This is a genomic window from Microbacterium sp. SA156 (assembly GCF_049065455.1).
Lineage (GTDB): Bacteria > Actinomycetota > Actinomycetes > Actinomycetales > Microbacteriaceae > Microbacterium > Microbacterium barkeri.
Genome location: NZ_JBAKGU010000001.1, coordinates 168,301 through 190,299, shown reverse-complemented (window position 1 = coordinate 190,299; position 21,999 = coordinate 168,301). Strand labels below are relative to the sequence as shown.

The window sequence follows — 21,999 nt, the reverse complement described above, 5'->3', positions numbered from 1 at the left end:
TTGTCGTTCCGATCACGATATCCGGGTCCCGCGGCGCGCGCGGTGCGGCGTGCCGGGCGGCGCGCTCTGCCCTCGCGCGGATCGGCGGTGCCGGGCTGTGGCCATCCGCTCTGGATGGCCACCGCCCGGCACCGCGGGAGCGCTCAGCTGACGGGTGCCTCGGCCGGCTCGAGGGCGTCGACACGCACCTCGACGAGCCGGGGGTCCGCGGCCGTGACCTCGTGCACGTCGCCCGTGAGCACGACGGTCGCGCGCGCGGTCGCGTCGCCCGGGAGCGTCCGCTCGACCCGCGCCCGCGTGCTGCTGATCGAGCCGTCGCCGTCGGCGCGGACAGACGACGCCTCGGCGTGAGCCGCGACCCACAGCTCGACGTCGCCGGGCTCGACGACGCGGACGAGACGGCGGTCGCTGAACGCGAAGCGCTGAGCGGGCACGTCGAACACGACGCGCGCGGACGCGCCGGGCTCGAGCGCGACGCGCGCGTAGCCGAGCAGCTGCGCCACGGGGCGCGCGATCGATCCGACGACGTCGCGCCCGTAGAGCTGGACGACGTCCACCCCTGCGCGCTCGCCCGTGTTCGTGACGGTCACGGCCGCGCGGATCAGGCCGTCGGTCGGCGCCGCGGCGTCGACCTCGAGGTCGGCGTAGGCGAACGTGGTCCCGGTCAGGCCGAAGCCGAACGGACGCAGCGGCGTCGAGTCGGTCGACGTCACGTCGGACGGGCCGCCCAGACGCGGGTGCAGGTAGCGGTACGGCTGCGCGCCGGTCGAGCGCGGAAGCGACACCGGCAGACGTCCCGACGGGGCGGACGCCCCCGTGAGGACGTCGGCGATCGCGAGCCCGCCGCCCTCTCCGGGGAAGAACGCCTGCAGGACAGCGGCGGGCGCGGTCTCCGCGTCGAGCGCCCACTCGATCGCATACGGGCGGCCGGTGAGGAGCACGAGCACGACGGGCGTGCCGGTCGCGACCGCGGCCTCGACGAGCGCGCGCTGGGGGCCAGGCAGGTCGAGCGACTCGACGTCGTTGCCCTCGCCGACCGTGCCGCGCCCGAACAGTCCGGCCTGATCGCCCGTGACGACGACCGCGACATCCGCCGAGCGCACGAGCTCGACGGCCTCCGCGAAGCCCGAGCGGTCATCGCCCTCGACCTCGCAGCCGCGCGCGTGCACGATCTCCGCCTGCGGGAGCGCCGCGGCGAGAGCCTCGCGCACGGTCGGGATCTCGAATCCGAGCGGATGGTCCGGGTGATGCGCGAGGACGTGGTTCGCGAACGAGTAGCAGCCCTGCAGCGCCTCGGCGCGGTCGGCGTTGGGGCCGATCACGGCGACGCGGCGCGCGGCGGCGGGAAGCGGCACCGCTCCCTCGTCGCGGAGGAGGACGATCGACTCCGCGGCGAGACGCCGGGCGATCGCGCGGTGTCGCGGCGAGTCCACGTCGATCTCGACGGGCGGCTCGTCAGAGAAGGCGTCCTCGTCGAGGAGGCCCAGCTCCTCCTTCTGCGCGAGCACCCGCAGCACGGCGCGGTCGACGAAGCGGATGTCGATCCCGCCCGACCGCACCTGCTCGGCCAGCGGCGCGAGATAGGCGTCGCCCGCGGGCAGCTCGACGTCGATGCCGGCCCGGAGCGCCTGGACGGCGGCTTCGCCGCGGTCAGCCGCGACGCCGTGCATGACCTCGAGGAACGCGACCGAGAAGTAGTCCGAGACGACGACGCCGTCGAAGCCGAGCTCGTCCCGCAGGACGGTCGTGAGCAGTCCGAGATGCGCCGCGACGGGCTCGCCGTCGATGTCGGTGTAGCTGTTCATCACCGATCGGGCGCCGCCGTCGCGGAGCGCCATCTCGAACGGGGGCAGGTAGACGTCGGCGAGCTCTCGCGGCCCCGCCGAGACGGGCGCGTGATTGCGCCCCGCCTTCGACGCCGAGTAGCCGAGGAAGTGCTTGAGCGTCGCATGCACGCCCGCGCTCTGCAGCCCGCGCACGTAGGCGGTGCCGACCGTGCCGACGAGGTACGGGTCCTCGGCGATGCACTCGTCGACGCGCCCCCAGCGCGGGTCGGCGATGACGTCGAGCACGGGCGCGAGCCCCTGGTGGATCCCGAGCTCGCGCATCGTGTCGCCGATCGCGGCGCCCATCTCGGCGACGAGGTCGGGATCGAACGACGCGCCCCACGCGAGCGGCGTCGGGAAGGTCGCGGCCTTCCACGCGGCGAGCCCGGTGAGGCACTCCTCGTGGACGATCGCGGGGATCCCGAGGCGGGTCTCGGCCTTCAGCCGCCGCTGCTCCGCCCACAGCCACGCGGCGCGCTGGGCCGGGTCGACGGGCCGCGTGCCGTACACGCGCGTGTAGTGGCCGATGCCGTCGCGCGTGATCTCGGCGAGAGTCGCTCCCGCATCGTCGCCGGCCATCTCGCCCTGCATCGGCGCCACGACCTCGCCTCCGCGGTCGAGCCAGTAGCCGACGAGCTGGGCGAGCTTCTCCTCGAGCGTCATGCGCTCGAGGAGAGCGCTCACGCGCTCGGACACGACGGGCAGAGGGGGCAGTTCGGTCATGGCGTTCCCTGCGGATCCGGGGGCGGTCATCCCTTGACCGCCCCGCTGAGGCCGCCGACGATGCGGCGTTCGAAGAGGCTGAAGAAGATGAGCGCGGGCAGCATCGACAGCGACGTGAACGCGAGCACGCGCGCCGTGTCGACGGAGTACTGCGACGCGAAGTTCTGCACGCCGAGGGGCAGCGTGAAGAGGTTCGGGTCGCTCAGGATGAACAGCGGCAGCATGTACCCGTTCCACGACCCGATGAAGGCGAGGATGCCCGTCGTGATGACGCCGGGGAGGCTCAGCGGCAGCACCATCCGGAAGAAGAAGCCGAGTCGGCTCGCCCCGTCGATGGAGGCCGCCTCCTCGATCTCCGCGGGGATGGCCCGCAGGAACGGCACGAGGATGATGATCGTCGTCGGCAGGGCGAAGGCGATCTGCGGCAGGATGACGCCGAGCAGGCTGTTCGTCAGGCCGAGGCTGCGCACGAGCAGGTAGAGCGGCGTGATCGCGACCGTGACGGGGAACATGAGTCCCGCGGCGAAGAGCGCGTACAGCGCGCCCTTCCCCATGAAGTCGTAGCGCGCGATGACGTAGCTCGCCATGAGCCCGAGGGCGACCACACCCGCGGTCGTGGCGAGGGCCGTGATGGTCGAGCTCGCCATGGCCTGCCAGAAGGTGCCGCTCGCGAGCACCTCGGTGTAGTTCGTCACGACCCACGGGGCGGGGAAGCCCGATGGGTCGGCGGTGATCTGCGAGTTCGTGCGGAAGCCGCCGAGCACGATGTAGAGGACCGGCCCCATGCAGATGGCGATGAGAACCACCGCGCAGAGGTAGGTGATCGCGCGGCTGCCGTCGCCGGGGCGGCGTGCGATGCCGCTGTCGACGCGGCGCCGCCGGCGTGCCGACGGCACGACGAGGAGGGTGGTCGAGCTCACTTCCTCCGCTCCTTCCCGCCCGTGAGGGCGCCTTCCGTGTCGCGTCGCAGCACGAAGCGCTGGTAGACGAGCGCGACCACGAGCGAGATGACGAACAGCACGACGGCGACCGCGTTGCCGAAGCCGTAGTTGCCCGCCATGTGGCCGTTGAGGTACATGTACGTCGCCATGGTCGAGGTGCCGGCCGTCGCGGAGACGTACTGGCCCCAGATGATGTTGACGAGGTCGAACAGCTGCAGCGATCCGATGATCGACAGGAACGCCCAGATGCGGATGGTCGGCCCGAGCAGCGGCAGGGTGATCCGCAGCTGGATCTGCCAGAACGACGCGCCGTCGATCGCGGCGGCCTCGTACAGCTCCTCGGGGATGCCCTGCAGGCCGGCGAGCATGAGGATGACCGCGAAGCCGATGTACTTCCACGTGATGATGAGGATGAGCGTCCACATCGCGAGCGCCGGATCGGCGATCCACGACGCACCCTCGATGCCGAGCTTCCCGAGCAGGCTGTTGACCGCGCCCGCGTCCTGGAGCATGAGGCTCCATCCGGTTCCGACCACCACCTCGGCGATGACGTACGGGACGAAGATGAGGACGCGGATGATCGACCGCCCGCGGATCCGCTGGTTGAGCAGAAGGGCGAACAGGATGGCCAGGGGCCCCTGCAGCACGAGCGACGCGATCACGATGACGCCGTTGTGGATCACGGCGTCGCGGAACGTCGGGTCCTGCAGGATCGTGATGTAGTTCTGCAGCCCGATGAAGTTCGTGGGCGGGCCGAACCCCTTCCAGCTGAAGAAGCCGTAGTAGGCCGCCATCAGCACGGGGAAGATGACGAACGCGAGGAAGACGACGACCGCCGGACCGGCGAGGAGCGCGATCTCGCCGCGCTTGCGCCAGTCCGCGGCGCCGCGACGCGCTCGGGCGGGCCGCCCGGCGGCCGACGCGGGAGCGTCGGCCGCCGGGGGCACCTCGATGAGGGAGGAGCTCATGACGTTCCTCAGCCGCGCGCCGCCGCGCCCTCGACGGCCTCGACGATGCCCTCGGGCGAGCCGTTGCCGGAGAGCAGCTCGACGACCGCCGTGTTGAGCGCGTTGCCGACGCTCTGGCCGAGCAGCGTGTCGAGCCACACCGTGACGTACGCGGCCTCGTTGTATGCCTCCATGAGCGGCTGCAGGGCCGGGTCGGTGACCGCGCCCTGAGCGGCCTTCGAGGCGGGGATCGTCTGGTACGCCTCGGCGTACTTCTCCTGCCACTCCTGCGATGCGATGAAGTTGAGAAAGTCCTCGCAGGCCGACGGCGAGTCGACCGAGCACGAGTACCCGTCGACGCCGCCCATCATGGCCGTCGGGTCGCCGTCACCGCCGTCGACCGCCGGGAACGGGAACCAGCTCAGGTCGGCGAGGGGCTTCTGGTCGGGGGTGAGCGAGGCGATGACGCCCACGTCCCACCCGCCCATGAGCTCCATGGCCGCCTGGTGGTTGGCGAGCAGGCCCGCCGACGAGCCGGCGCCCTGCTGCGCCGAGGTCGTCAGGTAGCCCTCGTTGAACGGCTGGGTCTCGGCGAAGTCGGCGAGGTCCTCGCCTGCGGCGAGCCAGCAGTCGTCCGAGAAGTCGAGCGTCGTCGCGATCTCCGACATGACCTCCTGGCTGCACTCGCGCAGCGCGAAGAAGTAGTACCAGTGCGCTGCCGGCCAGGCGTCCATCGCGCCGAGCGCGATCGGGGCGACGCCCGTCTCCTTGAGCTTCTCGGTCGCGTCGACGAGCTCGTCCATCGTGCCGGCCGGCTCGACGCCCGCGTCGGCGAAGAGGTCCTGGCTGTAGAAGATGCCGCCGGGCAGCACCGCCGTGGGGACGCCATAGGTCGCGCCGTCGATCGTGAAGGCATCGAACACGCCGTCGCCGTAGTCGGCGCGGACCTCGTCCGAGATGAGGTCGGAGAGGTCCTTGACCGCTCCGGCCTCGACGACATCCGCGAGCTTGCCGCCGCCGCGCGCCATGAAGAGGTCGGGCATGTCGCCCGAGTTCACGGCAGTCTGCAGGCGGCCATCCATGTCCTCGTTCTGGATCGACTGGACGTCGATCGTGACCCCTTCGTTCTCGGCCTCGAACGCGGCGGCCGCGTCCTCCCAGTACTGCTTGCCGGGTCCGGTGGTCGAGTTGTGCCAGAGCGTCATCGTGACGTCCCCGTCGTCCCCGCCGCCGCTGCCGCCCGCGCAGCCCGTCAGGGCCACCGCGCCGGCGACGGCTGCGATCGTCAGGATCCTGTGTGCTCTCATCGCGTCTCTCCTCGTCCTCGAGTGGGAACATCCCGGGCATCCGTCGGACATCGACGGTCGCCCCGCGAAGACGAGAATGTCATCGCTCACGACAAATTGTCAATCGTTATCGACATCGTTTTCGATAACGATTGAAACACGGCCGTGTCCGACCGCCATCCGGGGCCGTCCGGCAGTAGCGTTGACGCGTGACGTTCCCGCCGACCCCGGAGGCCGCGCCGAGCGGCCGCGCGACCATCCATGATGTCGCGCGTGTGGCCGGCGTGTCGGTGTCGACCGTCTCGAAGGTGATCAACGGGCGGTACGGCGTCTCGGCCAAGACCTCGGCGCACGTGCTGCGCGTGGTCACGGAGCTCGGCTACGAGTCGTCGCTCATCGCCGCCTCGCTCCGGCGCGGCCGCACGCACGTCATCGGCGTGCTCGTCGCGGAGTTCGAGCCCTTCGCGCTCTCTCTTCTCGAGGGGATCTCCGAGGCCCTGCAGGGCACGGGCTACGACCTGCTCTCGTACGCGGGAAGCCTCTCGGGGCCGACCGAGGGGCAGCATGAGGGCTGGGAGCGCCGCTCCCTCTCCCGCCTGGGCGGCACGCTCATCGACGGCGCCATCATCGTGACGCCGACCGTCGAGGCACCATCCGCCAGCGTGCCGGTCGTCGCGATCGACCCGCACACCGGCCCCGCGGGCGCGACGACCGTCGACAGCGACAACCTCGAAGGGGCGATCGCCGCGACCCGTCATCTCATCGAGCTCGGTCACAGGCGGATCGCGCACGTCCGCGGTCGCCGCGACCTGGAGTCCGCCCGCCTGCGCGAGGAGGGTTACCGGACGGCCCTCGCGGAGGCCGGCATCGCATTCGACCCCGCGCTCGTGGTCGACGGCGGGTATCGATCCGAGGAGTCGACACCTGCCGCCGAGCAGCTCCTGTCGCTCGCCGACCCGCCGACGGCCGTGTTCGCGGCGAACGATCTCTCGGCCATCCGCACGATCGAGATCGCACGCGCGCACGGGATCTCCGTCCCCGACGATCTGTCGGTCGTCGGCTTCGACGACATCCCCGCCGCCGCCTCGCATGAGCCGCCGCTGACGACCATCCGGCAGCCTCTGCGTGAGATGGGCGCCGCCGCCGTGCGGATCCTGCTCGGCAAGCTCGACGGCGGCGATGACGCGAGCGACGCTCATGTCCGGATGCCCGCCCAGCTCGTCATCCGGGCATCCACCGCGCCCGCCCGCTAGCTCCCGCCCGCCCCTGCCCGCGTGGCAGTCACCGGCACCCCGGTTGCATGTCTCACTCGTCGTGGGAACCGGGGGCCGTTTCCCGCCACGCCTGAGACACGCGGGCGCCACCCCGGTTGCATGTCTCACTTGGCGTGGGAACCGGGCGCCGTATCCCGCGGAACATGAGACACGCGGGCGCCACCCCGGTTGCATGTCTCGCTCGGCGTGGGAAAGAGGCGCCCATACCCACCGCGCGTGAGACATGCGAACACCGTCGCCGGGATCACTCCCTCAGCGTGTCTCACGCCGGGCGGGAAACCCGCGCGGATTCCGACCGCGTGTGAGACACGGAAGCGGGCGGGACGCCGTCGACGCCCCGCCCGCTCTCGCCGCCACTCAACGGGTCGGCCACCCGCTCTCCGCGAGTCAGCCGCCGCCGCTCAGCGACTGAGCTTCACCCGCGTCTGGGCGAGGATGTCGCCGTCCGCGCTCGCAGTCAGCTGCCACACGCCGGGGCGGTCCGGGAGGGCGACCGTCACCTCCGCGACGCCGCGCGCGTCGGCCGCCGCCGTGCCGATCACCTCGCCCGTGCGTCCCTCGCCGCGCGCGGCACTGACCTCGACCATCTCACCCGGCGCGGCGCCGGTGACCGTGACGACAGTCTCCGCCCCCGCCTGGGCACCGGCGGGCACCGTGATCGACGGCTCCTGCGGCGCGGCGACGAGCTGGACGACACCCCAGCGCGCGGTCGACTGGTAGCCCAGCCCCGTCGGGTCGGCCCAGTTGCGGATGGCCGTGCGGGCACCGGCGGCCGCGTCGTTCACCTGGACGTCGAGGCCCTGGAAGGTGCCCGGCCCACCCGCGCCATCGAGGCGGATCGCCGCCTCGACGACGTAGCCCGTCTCGGTCCGCGCGGCTGCGGTGTCCGTGCGCGCATCCTGCGCGGCCTCGTCGCCGGTGCCGAAGGAGACGACGCCGTCGGCGTTCACGCGCAGCTGCATGTCCTGCGCACGGTAGGCGCCGTTCTTGGCGTTGCCGGCGTCGACGTAGATCTCGACCGAGTCCTGGATCCAGGGGTCCACGCCGCTGACGTCGACCACCGGGTCGGCGACCTCGGCGCGGACGTACAGCACGTCGTCCCGCCAGAGGAGCCGCGCCTGGGCGGTCGCACCCGCCTCGCCGTCGACCTGGATGTCCGTCGCGACCGTCGCGGCGTCCGCCCAGACGTCGTCCGGCGCACCGTCGATCACGGGCGCCGACGCGGCCTCAGGGACCTCGGCGTACGCGAGAGGGCCGACGAGCGCGAGCGAGCCCTGCGTGCCCTCGGCGCTCCAGCCGCCGCGCGGCGATCCGTCATCCACGACGCGCACGTCGAACAGGACACTGTCGCCCTCGGCGGCCGCGAGCGGCAGCGCCGCGACCACGGCGTACCCCGTCGCCGTCTCCGAGACCACCGCTTCGACCTCGGCGCCTCCCCCGCGCGGGACATCCGCTGTCTCGTCGTTCCAGGAGAGCACCACGCGATCGTCGCCCGGCGTGGTGTCGTCGACCTCGACATACACGGTCAGCCGGTCGGCGTCCCAGCGCAGCTGGAAGCGCGCGGCATCACCCGCCTCGTACAGAGGGAGCTGGCGCCAGGCGACATCCGAGGCGGCATCCGCGTCGAGCGGCACCGCACCCTGGAAGACCGACGCGCTGCGCGCCGGCGGCGGCAGCTCTCCCCCGGCGGCCCCGTGGAACGCGGGCTTCGCCTGCAGGGCGTCGTCGAACAGGAGGGGCGCCCCCGAGTCCACGCGCCACGAGCGTCCGTCGGTGAGACCCCAGACCGACACGGAGAACAGCTCGCCCGCACGCTCGCGGAACGCGTCGAAGACGGCGCGGTAGTAGTAGCCCTGGTCGACGAGCAGCGCGTCCGTGACCGGCGTGCCGGTCGTCACGTCGAGCTCGGTGACGGCCTGCGTCACCCCCACGTCGGCGAACCGGTCGAGCGCGCCGGCGAGCGCGGAGACGGGCGTCGACAGCGACACGTGGAACTGATGCCCCACGCCGTCCACCGGCACGCCGCGCGCGAGAAGGCGGTCGACGAGCGCCGCGTATCGGTCCTGCTTGCCCGCCTGCTCGGTGTTGTAGTCGTTGATGAAGAGCGTGACCGGGCGGTCGGCGCCGTCCGCGGCGTACACGTGGTTGAACGCCTCGTCGGCGTACTGGAACGCGAGGTCGACGAACTCCTCGCCGAGCACGTCGTACCAGCGGCTGCGGCGCATGCCGTCGGCGTACTGCGCGCCGTCGTCGATGACCTCGTTGACGACGTCGAGCGCGACAAGCGGGTTCTCCGCTCCGAACGCGCCCCATCCGGACGAGAGGTACTCGGCGACCGCGAAGATGTGCGTGCGCATGCGCTCGGCGAGGATGGCCTGATCGGCTTCCGAGTTCGTGAGCGGCGTGCCGTCGTCGTGCTCGAAGAACCAGGCCGGGGTCTGGCCGTGCCAGACGAGCACGTGGCCGTAGAGCCGCAGGCCCTCATCTCGCGCGAAGTCCATGAGAGCGATCGCCTCAGGATGCGGCGTGAACACGCGGTCCGCGTCGTACCAGGCCTCGGGCTTCATGTGGTTCTCGGGCGTGATCTGGTCGAAGTGCCGCGTGAGGAGCTCCGCTGCCGCGCCCGTCGTCTCTCGGCTGTCGATCGCGACGCCGACGGGGAAGTCGACCGTGTCCTTCAGCGGGACCGCATCCTCGACCTGCGGGTCGCCGACCGGCGTGACGACGATGTCGTCGACGAGGAGGTCGGAGGTGTTCGTGCCGCCGTACGCCGTCTCGAAGTACAGCTGCGCGCTCTCGGCGGCGCCCATCGTGAACCGCGCACTGAGCTGCGTCCAGCCCGTGTCGGTCGCTGCGGCGTGCTGCGCGATCGTGTCGTAGCTCGTCGCGCCCGCGGTCGTCCGCGCCATGCTCGCCCACACGGCGTCGGCGGGCTGTCCGGGCGCGAAGCGCACCCAGGCCGTGAGGTCGTACGTCTCGCCGGGGATGAGCACGCCCGTCACATCGCGGATGATCCCGCTGCCCTGCGAGGTGCGGTCCGCGATGAGCGCGGCACCGACCCCCGCGTGGGCATCGGCGTCGGTCACGGTGACGGTCGGCGCGCCGGATCCGCTGTCGCGCGGCGCCCAGCCGTCGAGACCGCTCTCGAAGTCGGTCGCGATCGCGGGGGGCGCCTCCTCGGCGGCGGCGGGGACAGCCGCAAGGACCGAGGTGGCGAGCAGCGACGCGGCAAGCGCGGCGAGCACGCCGCGTCGGCGTCTGCGAAGGGGTGAGGGCATCATGCACGCTCCTTTGCGCGGGACGGATGGTCGGCACCCAGGCTGGTGGACGCCGTGCGATCCGCGCAAGGAAAAGTTGCGATCCCAAACTTAGCGTTGCGAAATCGTTATCGATATCGATGCCCTCATGCGTCTGCGGAGGACCGCTCCTCGTGCGACGGGACCGCGCGGCCGCCAGGTCAGAGGGCGAGCTCGGCGACCCCGTCGGACGCGCGGACGGTCTCGCCGCCGATCGCGCCGATCGAGAAGGCGACGACCTCCTCGGAGGAGATGCGGACGGATCCCTGCGCGCGCTCGACGCGGAAGCGCGCCGTCCGGCCATCCGCCGCGGTCACCGTGAGGGCGCTCTCGCCGTCCGCTCCGCCCGGCGCGACCCGCAGCGTGAGGTCGTCGAGGTAGTCGTAGTCGGTCGTGTCGTCGCGCGCGCCGACCGGCACGACGGCGCCGGGGCGGACGTACAGCGGCACGCTGTCGAACGCGTGGGTCTCGCGGCGCCATCCGCCGCTCACCGTCTCACCCGTGAGAAGGCTCGTCCACTCCCCCGCGGGCAGGTAGAGATCCACGGCGCCGTCCGCCGAGAACACGGGCGCGACGAGCAGGTCCGGCCCGAGCATGTACTGCCGGTCGAGGTACGCGGTCGCGGGATCGCCGGGGAACGCGAGCGGCATGGGCCGCATGACCGGCGTGCCGGTGCGATGCGCCTCGAGTCCGGCCGCGTGCAGGTACGGCATGAGCGCGAGCTTGAGGCGCGTGAACCGGCGGGCGACCGAGACCGCGCTCTCGGCATCGGCCTCATCGCGCCCCTCCGCCTCGTCGAACAGCCACGGCACCCGGTAGCTCGTGGATCCGTGCAGGCGGCTGTGGCTCGAGAGGAGCCCGAACGCGAGCCAGCGCTTGAAGACCGCGGGGTCGGGCATGCCCTCGAATCCGCCGATGTCGTGGCTCCAGAAGCCGAAGCCGCTGAGCGAGAGCGAGAGGCCGCCGCGGAGGCTCTCGGCCATCGACGCGAACGACGACGTGTTGTCGCCGCCCCAGTGCACGGGCATCCGCTGGCCGCCGGCGGTCGCCGACCGCGCGAACAGCACGGCCTCGCCCTCGCCGCGCTCGGCCTCGAGCACCTCGAACACGGCCTCGTTGTAGCGCTGGGTGTAGAGGTTGTGCATCCGCTCGGGGCTCGAGCCGTCGAAGTAGTCGATCTCGAGCGGGATGCGCTCGCCGAAGTCGGTCTTGAAGCAGTCGACGCCCTGGCGGATGAGCCGCCGCAGATGGTCCTGGTACCACGCCGTCGCCTCGGGGTTCGTGAAGTCGACGAGCGCCATGCCCGCCTGCCACAGATCCCACTGCCAGACCGAGCCGTCGCGCCGCGTGACGAAGTAGCCCTTCTCCTTGCCCTCCGCGAAGAGCGGCGAGCGCTGGGCGATGTACGGATTGATCCAGACGCACACGCGCAGCCCGCGCTCGTGCAGACGGCCGAGCAGCCCTTCGGGATCCGGGAACACGCGCGGGTCCCACTCGAAGTCGCACCAGTTGAACTCGCGCATCCAGAAGCAGTCGAAGTGGAACGTGCCGAGCGGGATGTCGCGCTCGGCCATCCCCTCGATGAAGCGCGTCACGGTCGCCTCGTCGTAGTCGGTCGTGAAGCTCGTCGTGAGCCACAGGCCGTACGACCACGCGGGCAGGCGAGCCGGGCGCCCGGTCAGCGCCGTGTAGCGCTCGATCACGCCGGCGGGGTCGCCGCCCGCGAAGACGTAGTAGCTGAGGGACTCGCCCGCGACCGAGAACTGCACGCGCTCGACGGCCTCCGACCCGACCTCGTAGGAGACGTGGCCCGGGTGATCCACGAGCACGCCGTATCCCCGGCTCGAGAGATGGAACGGGACGTTCTTGTACGCCTGCTCGCTCGAGGTGCCGCCGTCGGCGTTCCAGATGTCGACCGTCTGGCCGTTCTTCACGAGGGGCCCGAATCGCTCGCCCAGCCCGTAGATGAGCTCGCCGACGTCGAGGGCCAGCTGCTCATGGACGTAGGCGCCGGCTCCCGTCGCGCCGAGCGGCCCCCGTTCGACCGCGGCGTCCGGGGCGAGGCGGATGTAGCCGAGCGACTTCTCGCCGCTCGACGTGAGCACCCGCCCGGTCTCGACATCGTGGAAGACGAGGCTCCACGGAGCTCCACGGGTGATGGTCGCGCGGATGCGGCCGCTCGTGATGCTGCCGGCCGCGTCGTCCACGACGACGTCGCCGTGCCCGTCCTCGGCGCCGACGAGGTCGAACGAGACCTCGCCTCGGCCGCCCTGGTGGTGCTCGATGCGCACGCCGATCACCCCGGGCAGCGGCGAGTGCAGCGAGACCGTGAGCGTCGCGCGGTTCAGGGTGTCGCCGCGGCGCTCGATGACCTTCGTCGGCACGGTCGCGTTCAGCGTGCGCCCGTCGGACCAGACGTCGTACGCCTCGCGCCCGTAGAGGGCGTCGACGCCCTGACGCAGCTGCCAGAACCCGTCGGTGAACTTCATAGCCGGGATGCTCCTGTCGTGACGCCCGTCGGCGGGCGGAGTGGATGAGAAATTCTCGAAGCGCTTCGATGGCGGGCGCGCGGGCGCGCAACGGTGCGGCGCGCCTCAGGCGGGCGGCGCGATCGAGCTGCGGTCGATGAACGCGGGCGGGAGCAGGAGCGGCGGGCCCGGCACGACGCCCTCGACCGCCGCGAGCATGCCCTCGACGGCGATCCTCCCCATCTCCTCGATGGGAAGCGTCGTTCCGCTCAGCCGGTGCTCGAGCCGCCCGGGGTCGTAGCTCGCCGCGGCTGCGAGGAGGGAGATGTCGTGCGGGACGCGCAGCCCGCGCTCGTCCAGGCGCCGCAGCGCCTCCTCCACGACCGGCTCGTTGCAGTGGAACACGATCGCCGTGACGTCGGGGGCCGCCCCGAGGATGAGGTTGACCGCCTCCGCACCCGTCCCCCGCTCGATGCCCGCCCATTGACGAACGAGACGGACGCCCCGCTCCTGAGCGGCCTGCTCGAGAGCGTGATCGAAGCGCCCGATGAACCCCGCGCGCCGATCCACGAAGCTGTGCGGGTGGCCGATCATGCCCACGACGCGATGCCCCGCATCCGCGAGCCGCGCGATGGCGTCGCGCGCCGCCGTCTCGAAGTCGAAGTCGACGCAGGCGACCCCCTGCGCGTGCTCGGAGATGCCGATGAGCGCAGCGGGGATGCGCCCCGCGCGGACGATCGGAAGCCGCTCGTCATCCTCGGCGACGCCCATCATCACGACGCCGTCGACGAGGGAGCTCGCGCTCACCCTCCGGATGCCGTTCACCTCGTCGTCGCGAGCGAGCAGCAGCACGTCGTAGTCGCGCCCGCGCGCGGCCTCGACGACCGCGGAGGTGAACCGCATGTGCGTCGGCAGGTGTCCGTCGGCGCGCAGCGGTGCGCTGAGGGCGAGGATCTGCGTCCGGGCCCCGGCGAGGATGCGCGCGGCGGCGTGCGGCTGGTAGTCGAGCTCGGCGATGGCCTGGTCGATCCGCTCGCGCGTCGAGCGCGAGATCGTGCGCTTGCCGGAGAGGGCGTACGAGACCGTGCTGATCGACACGCCGGCGAGCTTCGCCACCTCGTTGATCGTCGCCATCTTCACTCCGTTGTCTAAGCGCTTCGACTGTCCCGCGATCCTATCCGCGAGGACAGGGCCCTGCAACTCCCATCATCACCCGACCATCCGCTCGATCTCCACCTCCGCTCCGCGCGCGACGCGCAGGACGGCGCTCGCTCCCGGATCGAGCGTGAGCCCGCGCGAGAGGTCGCTCGCGCGGATGAGCTCGCGCGCCTCGCCGCGCACCCGCACCGGCTCGGCGCCGTGGTGCAGGAGGAAGAGGAAGTCCGCCCGCGCCCCGCGCCGCCTCACGGCTTCGACGCCGAGCGCTGCGGCGCCCGCGACCGTCTCGCGCGCGCCCGCGCGCTGCGCGAGCTCCGCGAGCAGGATGTCGCGGGATTCCTGAGCGAGCCGGGCCGACACGTAGACCGCCGTCCCCGCGCCCCGCTCGGCCTCGGTGATGGCGGCGTGCCCCGCGAGCGGGCCGTCGACGTAGCGCGCGAGGACGCGCGCATCCGACGCATGCAGGCGCTCCGTCCACTCCTCCGCACGCAGGCCGCCCTCGATCGCGACCCCCGCGCCCGGCTCGAGCGGCACGATCTCGTCCGCGCCCGCGCCCAGGAGGTCGCTCAGCAGGGCAGGGTAGCGGCCAGCGCCGATCCGGAGGCTCTCGTCCGCGAACCCGGACGGCGTCGTGACGACGAGGCGCCCGCCCGCGCGCACGAACCCCTCGAGCCATCCGACGGTCTCCCGCGCCATGGCGTACAGCGCGGGCACCACGAGCAGGCGCAGGTGCGAGACCTCCCCGCCCGGCCGCACGAACTCCGTCGCGATGCCCTTCCGCCAGAGCGCGCGGTGCGTCGCCCGCACCTCGTCGGAGTACGACAGGGCGTCGTTGGGCAGGTGCGGCGTCTCGAGCGCCCACCAGCCGTCGGCGTGCCACACGATCCCCACCTCGGCCGGGACGACCAGGCCATCGGCCGGGGGCTCCGCGACCTCGCCGATGGCCTCGAGGATCCGGCCGAGCTCGACCACGGGCTCGAACAGCGGCGAGTCGCCGCCCCCGTGCGGCACGAGCGCGCCGTGCCACTGCTCGGCTCCCGCCGCGCTCTGCCGCCACTGGAAGAAGAGCGAGCTCTGCGAGCCGCGCGCGATGTAGCCGAGGGAGTTGCGGATCATCCGATCGGCCGTCTTGGCGTGCGTGCGATCGCCCACGCGGATGCCGCGCGCGTTCTGCTCCATGAGCACCCAGGGCCCGCCCGCCCATGACCGGGTGAGGTCCGCGCCGTAGGCCACGTGCGCCTCGCCGTCCGGGCCGGTCGTGTCCAGGTAGTGGTCGATCGACACGATGTCCTGCGCGGCGGACCACGACCACTGCTCGAGGTGGTTCCAGGTGGGCAGCATGAAGTTCGTCGTGACGGGAGCGGACGAGCCGGCCGCGCGGATCTCCGCCTTCTGCTCCTCGAACGCCGCGAGCATCTCGTCGGAGGAGAACCGCCGGAAGTCGATGAGGAGCGCGGGGCTGTGCAGGTACTGCGTGGCTCGCGGAGGGAGGATCTCCTCCCACGTCCCGTAGCGCTGCGACCAGAACGCGGTGCCCCACGCGGCGTTCAGCGCGTCGAGATCGCCGTAGCGCCTCCGCAGCCAGGCGCGGAAGGCGCGCGCCGCATGCGGCCCGTAGTCGAGCGTCCCGTACTCGTTGTGGATGTGCCATCCCCGCAGGCCGCGATGGCGTCCGTATCGCTCGCCGAGCATCCGCGCGATCCGCCGGGACGCCTCGCGGTACGCGGGCGCGCTCACCGCGTACGTGTCGCGGGAGCCGTGCGAGAGCACGACCCCGTCGGGCCCGACGGGCATCGCGTCAGGGTGCGCGAGCGTGAACCACGGTGGCGGCGACGCGGTCGGCGTGGCGAGGAAGAACCCGATGCCGGCCTCGTCGAGCAGGGAGATGACCTCGTCGAGCCAGCCGGTCTCGAACCGGCCCTCGCGCGGCTCGAGCAGCGCCCAGGAGAACACGCCGAGCGTCACGGTGTTCACCCGCGCGCGCCGCATGAGGGCGATGTCCTCCCGCCAGATCTCGCGCGGCCACTGCTCGGGGTTGTAGTCGCCGCCGAACAGGAGCATGCCGGGCGCATACGCGCTGCGCGTGCCGTCGGTCATCCTCGATCCCTCCTCGCCGTCGTCGGCGGGCCGAGCCGCCGCGACGAGGCGATGCGTCCCGGTCCTCTGCGGCACGGGTCCCTTCGGCCGATGGCGCGCAGACGCGGCCTCGTCGCGGCGGACGTTCTCGCACCCCATTGTCGAAGCGCTTCGCTTGACCCTAGCGCGCCCCTTCCGCCCTTTCAACCCCGGGCCGACCGCTCGGGCGCCGACTCCCGCGCTCAGGCGTCGAAGTCGGCGGCCGACACGACCGTGTCGGCCGCCGACGACACCTCGACCTCGATCTCGCGGCCGCCCCAGCGCAGCCGCATCCCGCCATCCCGCCCGGCTCGCGCGCGCAGGCGCGCGGACACGAGACGGCCATCCGCCCAGGCGATGTCGACGACGACCCCCGGCCGCGCGATGAGCCCCGCGACCCGGCCGGACGCGAGCGCCGTCGGCACGGCGGGCAGGAGGTCGATCCGCCCGCGGTGGCTCTGCAGGAGACACTCCGCGAACCCGCCCGCGAACCCGAGGTTCCCGTCGATCTGGAAGGGCGGGTGCGCCGCGAAGAGGTTCGCGTAGAGTCCGCCCGACTCGCCGAAGCCGCTCCCGCGCGCGTCCCGGAAGAAGAGCCGCAGGAGATCCGCGACGCGGTCCGCGCGCCCGAGGCGCGCCCAGAGCGCCGTCTTCCACGCGAGCGACCAGCCGGTCGAGTCGAGCCCGCGGCGGTCGAGCGTCACGGCCGCCGCGCGCTCGAAGGCCTCGTCGGCCGCATCGCCGGGATAGAGCGGGTAGAGATGGCTGACGTGGCGATGCTGCGGGTCGACCTCATCGACGACGGCGTCCCATTCGAGGACGCCCTCGTCGGTCGCACGCGACGAGACCTCGGGCAGCGCGTCGAGCGCGTCGCGGGCGGCGCCCACGAGCGGGTCGTCGTCGGGACCGAGCGTCACGACGGTGCCGAGCAGCTCGCGCGCGAGCGCGAGGTCCATCGTGCTCGTGACGCCGACGCCGACCTCGTGGCCGCCCACCCGGAAGGTGTTCTCGGGGGATGTCGAGGGCGCGGTCCCGAGGGAGCCGTCGGGCAGGCGGACGAGCCAGGCGAGGAGGAACTCCGCCGCGCCGCGGGCGAGCGGGCGGAGCGTGCCGTCGACGAAGCCGTCCGGCGCGGAGCCGAACGCGACGTGCTCGGACAGATGACGGATGAGCCACGGTCCTGCGAACGGCCAGAACGCCCAGCAGGGAGAGCCGTGCCCCGCGCCCACCGTGGCGGTGAAGGCCCACGCGTCGCTGTTGTGGTGCGCCACCCAGCCGGGCGCGCCGTAGTCGATCGCCGCCGTCCGCGCGCCGCGCTCGGCGAGGGCGCCGACGAAGCGGATGAGCGGCTGTGCGGTCTCCGGAAGAGCGGTCACCTCGGCGGCCCAGCAGTTCATCTCGGTGTTGATGTTGAGCGTGTAGTTCGAGCTCCACGGCGGACGCATCTCGGCGTTCCACAGACCCTGCAGGTTCGCGGGGAGCCGACCCGGCCGCGAGGACGAGATCAGCAGGTACCGGCCGTAGTCGAACAGCGTCGCGACGAGATCGGGATCCGCCGCGGCGACGTCGCCTGCGCTGCGCGCGCGCTCGAGACGCTCGGAGGTGGACGCGTCGGGAGCGCGCCCGAGGTCGATCCGCACGCGGTCGAAGAGCTCGGCGTGCGCGCGGACGTGCGCTGCCCGCAGGCGCTCGTATCCGCTCGCGAGGGCGGCCTCGGCGCGCTCGTGCGCCCGGCGGAGCGCGTCATCGGGCGACGAGAGCTCGGCCGTGGGCCCCGCATACGTGGTCTCGATCGCGAGAGCGAACACGGTCCGCTCCCCCTCCTCCCGGCGGCGGACGACGACGGCGACCTTCACCGTGCGCTCGCCGTCGTCGGGCCACGTCGCGGCGGGGAGGTCGGGCTCGTGTCCGGGCGCGACGTCGAGGGGCGCCGCGAGGAGGACCGCGAAGCCGTCGGCGAGCTCCTCGCGCGCCGTCTCGCGCAGGGGCGTCGAGAACGACAGCTCGATCGGCGCGGCGGCGCCGGACACCGCGTGGACGAGCACGTCGTCGGCCGCCGACACGAAGGTCTCCGCGGTCTGGTCGCCCGCGCGCAGCTCGTGGACGGCCGCGCCGAGGTCGAGGGCGCGGACGACGGGAGTCCGATCCTCCCCCGCGCGCGGGCCGACGACGAACGACCCGACCGGCAGGAACGCCTGGCTGTAGCCCGACTGACGGCGCTGGAGCAGCTCCTCCGCCGCGCGCGGCCGACCCTCGAGCACGGCGCGCCGCGCCTCGGCGAGCAGGCGCTGCGATTCCTCCGGCGCGAGCGGACGCTGCCGCTCGTCTCGCCACGGCGCTCCCGACCAGACGCTCTCCTCGTTGAGGTGCAGCACGGCCCGCACGCCGCCTCCGCACATCGCGCCGATGCGGCCGTTGCCGAGAGGAAGGGCCTCGAGCCACTCGCGCGCCTCCCCCTCGAAGACGAGCCGCCGGCCACCGCGCCGGCGCGCGCGTCGGGAGGTCTCGTCGGGGTCGGTCGTGCGGTCGGGCGTCATCGCATCAGGGCACACGCGGACCACGATACGGTGCGCGCGGATGGTAGGAAACGAGCATGACCCACGCCGACGAGATCGTCTTCCTGCCCGCCCGCGCCGAGGCTCCCGAGAGCCGCCCGCTCATGCTCGTGCTGCCGGGAGGCGGCTACGCGCATCACGCCCCGCACGAGGCCGAGCCCGTCGCGGCGTGGCTGAACGACGCGGGACTGAACGCCGTGGTCTTCCGCTACCCGGTCGCGCCGCAGCGCCATCCCGAGCCCATCGTCGCGACCCGGTCGCTCCTGGCCGCCCTCCGCCGCGGCGAGCACGGGGCCTTCGATGTGTCGCGGATCGGCGTGCTCGGCTTCTCGGCGGGCGGTCACCTCGCGGCCACGCTCAGCAGCGCGCCCACGGCGGCGGAGCGCGCGGCGCACGACATCGACGCGCGGCCCGACCTGGCCATCCTCTGCTACCCGGTCATCTCGATGACCGATCTCGTGCACCGGGGCTCCGTCGACGCGCTCCTCGGCCTCGACGCGCCCGTCGCCGCCCGTGCGGCGCTCGACGCCGACGCCCTCGTCGACGAGCGCACGCCGCCGACGTTCCTGTGGCACACGGCCGCCGACGAGGCGGTCCCGGTGACGCACGCCCTCGCCTACACGCGGGCGCTCGTCCGTCACGGCGTGCCCGCCGACCTGCACGTCTTCGCGGAGGGCGCGCACGGAAAGGGACTCGCAACCGGCCTCGGACCGCTCGAGGGATGGACACGCCTCGCGGTGGACTGGATCCGCGAGCAGGGTTGGTGATATGTTCATTTCCACAACATTTCACCGACGACGCTGAAGGCGGATCCTCATGTCGCTCACACCCACCAAGGACGACAAGTTCTCGTTCGGTCTCTGGACCATCGGCTACAACGGCACCGACCCGTTCGGCGGCCCGACCCGACCGGCGCTCGACGTCGTGCACGCGGTCGAGAAGCTCGCCGAGCTCGGCGCCTACGGCCTCACGTTCCACGACGACGATCTGTTCGCGTTCGGCTCGACCGAGGACGAGCGGCAGAAGCAGATCGACCGCCTCAAGGGCGCGCTCGCCGACACCGGCGTCGTCGTCCCGATGGTCACGACGAACCTGTTCAGCGCCCCCGTCTTCAAGGACGGCGGCTTCACCTCCAACGACCGCCAGGTGCGCCGCTTCGCGCTGCGCAAGGTGCTGCGGAACATCGACCTCGCCGCCGAGCTCGGCGCCAAGACCTTCGTCATGTGGGGCGGCCGCGAGGGAGCGGAGTACGACTCCGCGAAGGACATCCGCGCGGCTCTCGAGCGCTACCGCGAGGCGGTCAACCTCCTCGGCGACTACGTCACCGACAAGGGCTACGACATCCGGTTCGCGATCGAGCCGAAGCCGAACGAGCCGCGCGGCGACATCCTCCTCCCGACGCTCGGCCACGCGATCGCGTTCATCGACTCGCTCGAGCGCCCAGAGCTCGTGGGCCTCAACCCCGAGGTCGGCCACGAGCAGATGGCGGGACTGAACTTCGCAGCGGGCATCGCGCAGGCGCTGTACCACGGCAAGCTCTTCCACATCGATCTGAACGGCCAGCGCGGCATCAAGTACGACCAGGACCTCGTCTTCGGTCACGGCGACCTGCACAACGCGTTCGCGCTCGTCGACCTCCTCGAGAACGGCGGCCCCGGCGGCGTCCCCGCCTACGACGGCCCCCGCCACTTCGACTACAAGCCCAGCCGCACCGAGGACGAGACGGGCGTGTGGGACTCGGTCTCCGCGAACATGCGCACCTACCTCCTCCTCAAGGAGCGGGCGGCCGCCTTCCGCGCCGACCCCGAGGTGCAGGAGGCGCTCGCGAGCGCGAAGGTGCTCGAGCTCGGCCAGCCGACCCTGAACGAGGGCGAGTCGTACGACGACCTCCTCGCCGACCGCTCGGCGTACGAGGACTTCGACGCCGACGCGTACCTGGGCGGCCACGGCTTCGGCTTCGTGCGGCTCCAGCAGCTCGCGACCGAGCACCTGCTCGGCGCCCGCTGAGGACGGCGCGGATGACTCTCGTCGCGGGCATCGACTCGTCCACGCAGAGCTGCAAGGTCGTCGTGCGCGATCTCGCCACCGGCGAGATCGCGCGCACGGGCCGCGCATCGCACCCCGACGGCTCCGAGGTCGACCCCCGGCACTGGTGGGACGCGCTGCAGTCGGCGATCGCCGACGCCGGCGGGCTCTCCGACGTCGACGCGGTGTCGATCGCGGGGCAGCAGCACGGCATGGTCGCTCTCGACGCGCGCGGCGAGGTCATCCGCCCCGCCCTCCTCTGGAACGACACGCGCTCGGCCGATGCCGCGGCCGCGCTCACCGCGGAGGTCGGCGCCGAGGCCTTCGCGGAGCGCGCGGGGCTCGTCCCCGTGGCCTCCTTCACCGCGACGAAGCTGCGGTGGCTGGCGGATCATGAGCCGGAGAACGCCGCGCGCGTCGCGGCCGTCGCGCTCCCGCACGACTGGCTCACCTGGCGCCTGCGCGGCTTCGGACCCGACGGCGAGCGCGGCCCCGTGCTCGAGGAGCTCGTGACCGATCGCTCCGACGCGAGCGGGACGGCGTACTTCGACCCGTCGCGCGACGTCTACGACCGCGACCTGCTCGCACGCGCTCTGCGCCGCGACGCCGACGCGATCGTGCTCCCCCGCGTCCTCGCTCCCGCCGAGCACGTCGACGGCCGCGGCTTCGTCGTGGCGCCCGGTGCCGGCGACAACGCGGGCGCGGCGCTCGGCCTCGATGCCCGTGCGGGCGATATCGGGATCTCGATCGGCACGAGCGGCACCGTGTTCGCCGTGACGGATGTCGCGGTGCAGGACCGGACGGGAACGGTCGCCGGGTTCGCGGATGCCGCAGGCGGCTTCCTGCCGATCGTCACGACCCTGAACGCGGCGCGCGTGCTCGACGCGACCGCGGCTCTTCTCGGCGCAGACCACGCTGAGCTCGCGCGGCTCGCCCTCGCCGCCGAGCCGGGAGCGGGCGGGCTCGTGCTGCAGCCCTGGTTCGAGGGCGAGCGCACTCCGAACCTGCCCGATGCGACAGCGACGCTCTTCGGAATGACCCTCGCCTCGACGACCCGCGAGAACCTCGCCAGGGCCGCGATCGAGGGCGTGCTGTGCGGGCTCGCGGAGGGCCTCGACGCGATCCGCGCCCACGGCGTCGCCGCCGAGCGCGTGCTCCTCGTGGGCGGAGCAGCGCAGAGCGCGGCCGTCCAGGCGATCGCGGCGCAGGTCTTCGATGCTCCCGTCGTCGTGCCCGAGCCGGGAGAGTACGTCGCGCTCGGCGCGGCGGCCCAGGCCGCGTGGGCGCTCACCGGCACGCGCCCGGAGTGGCCGCTGCAGATCGCCGCGACCCTCCCCGTCGACACGCGACCGGTCATCCGCGAGCAGTACGCCGCGCGCCGCTGA

Annotated in this window: 13 protein-coding genes; 4 read left to right on the top strand and 9 right to left on the bottom strand. The window is 72.5% G+C overall.

Annotation, left to right across the window (positions count from 1 at the left end; translation table 11 throughout):
- Positions 1-143: 143 nt before the first annotated feature.
- Genes ACOWU6_RS00775 through ACOWU6_RS00760 form a run of 4 tightly spaced genes read right to left on the bottom strand, consistent with a single transcriptional unit; the run spans position 144 to position 5,744 of the window.
- Positions 144-2,549 carry a glycoside hydrolase family 3 N-terminal domain-containing protein gene (locus tag ACOWU6_RS00775; protein WP_421074379.1) on the bottom strand — a complete coding sequence of 802 codons (2,406 nt, stop codon included), beginning with the start codon at positions 2,547-2,549 and terminating at the stop codon, positions 144-146.
- A gap of 26 nt (positions 2,550-2,575) precedes the next feature.
- On the bottom strand, positions 2,576-3,469 hold the full coding sequence (locus tag ACOWU6_RS00770) for a carbohydrate ABC transporter permease (protein ID WP_374727737.1): 894 nt from the start codon (positions 3,467-3,469) through the stop codon (positions 2,576-2,578).
- Complete coding sequence (locus tag ACOWU6_RS00765) at positions 3,466-4,458, bottom strand: carbohydrate ABC transporter permease (RefSeq protein ID WP_421074378.1); 993 nt, start codon at positions 4,456-4,458, stop codon at positions 3,466-3,468. Before ACOWU6_RS00765 ends, ACOWU6_RS00770 begins: the two co-directional genes overlap by 4 nt.
- Before the next feature lie 8 nt (positions 4,459-4,466).
- Positions 4,467-5,744 (bottom strand): ABC transporter substrate-binding protein, encoded by a 1,278-nt coding sequence (locus ACOWU6_RS00760; protein WP_271172765.1) that lies wholly within the window; start codon positions 5,742-5,744, stop codon positions 4,467-4,469.
- Positions 5,745-5,932: 188 nt separating this feature from the next.
- Here ACOWU6_RS00760 and ACOWU6_RS00755 point away from each other — a divergent pair, with 188 nt between their 5' ends.
- Complete coding sequence (locus ACOWU6_RS00755) at positions 5,933-6,976, top strand: LacI family DNA-binding transcriptional regulator (RefSeq protein ID WP_324014318.1); 1,044 nt, start codon at positions 5,933-5,935, stop codon at positions 6,974-6,976.
- A 422-nt stretch (positions 6,977-7,398) separates the two neighbouring features.
- On the opposite strand, the gene ACOWU6_RS00750 is transcribed toward ACOWU6_RS00755, so the two are convergent.
- From ACOWU6_RS00750 to ACOWU6_RS00730, 5 genes are all read right to left on the bottom strand, one after another.
- Entirely contained in the window at positions 7,399-10,278 is a 2,880-nt protein-coding gene (locus ACOWU6_RS00750; RefSeq protein WP_421074377.1) for an endo-1,4-beta-xylanase, read from the bottom strand.
- A 176-nt stretch (positions 10,279-10,454) separates the two neighbouring features.
- Positions 10,455-12,782, bottom strand: coding sequence for an alpha-xylosidase (gene yicI / locus ACOWU6_RS00745; protein WP_421074376.1), 2,328 nt, complete (start codon positions 12,780-12,782; stop codon positions 10,455-10,457).
- Between the two features lie 105 nt (positions 12,783-12,887).
- The gene (locus tag ACOWU6_RS00740; protein ID WP_421074375.1) at positions 12,888-13,895 is read right to left on the bottom strand and encodes a LacI family DNA-binding transcriptional regulator; all 1,008 of its coding nucleotides are present in this window, start codon (positions 13,893-13,895) and stop codon (positions 12,888-12,890) included.
- A 75-nt stretch (positions 13,896-13,970) separates the two neighbouring features.
- On the bottom strand, positions 13,971-16,016 hold the full coding sequence (locus ACOWU6_RS00735; protein ID WP_421074374.1) for a beta-galactosidase: 2,046 nt from the start codon (positions 16,014-16,016) through the stop codon (positions 13,971-13,973).
- 221 nt (positions 16,017-16,237) lie between these two features.
- Complete coding sequence (locus tag ACOWU6_RS00730; protein ID WP_421074373.1) at positions 16,238-18,571, bottom strand: glycosyl hydrolase family 95 catalytic domain-containing protein; 2,334 nt, start codon at positions 18,569-18,571, stop codon at positions 16,238-16,240.
- Between the two features lie 56 nt (positions 18,572-18,627).
- On the opposite strand from ACOWU6_RS00730, the gene ACOWU6_RS00725 reads away from it, so the two are divergent.
- From ACOWU6_RS00725 to xylB, 3 genes are read left to right on the top strand one after another with little or no spacing between them, the layout of a single operon-like run.
- Positions 18,628-19,356: an alpha/beta hydrolase gene (locus tag ACOWU6_RS00725; protein ID WP_421074372.1), complete on the top strand. Its 729-nt coding sequence runs from the start codon at positions 18,628-18,630 to the stop codon at positions 19,354-19,356.
- Positions 19,357-19,405: 49 nt separating this feature from the next.
- Complete coding sequence (gene xylA / locus ACOWU6_RS00720) at positions 19,406-20,596, top strand: xylose isomerase (protein ID WP_421074371.1); 1,191 nt, start codon at positions 19,406-19,408, stop codon at positions 20,594-20,596.
- 11 nt (positions 20,597-20,607) lie between these two features.
- Positions 20,608-21,999: a xylulokinase gene (gene xylB, locus ACOWU6_RS00715; protein WP_421074370.1), complete on the top strand. Its 1,392-nt coding sequence runs from the start codon at positions 20,608-20,610 to the stop codon at positions 21,997-21,999.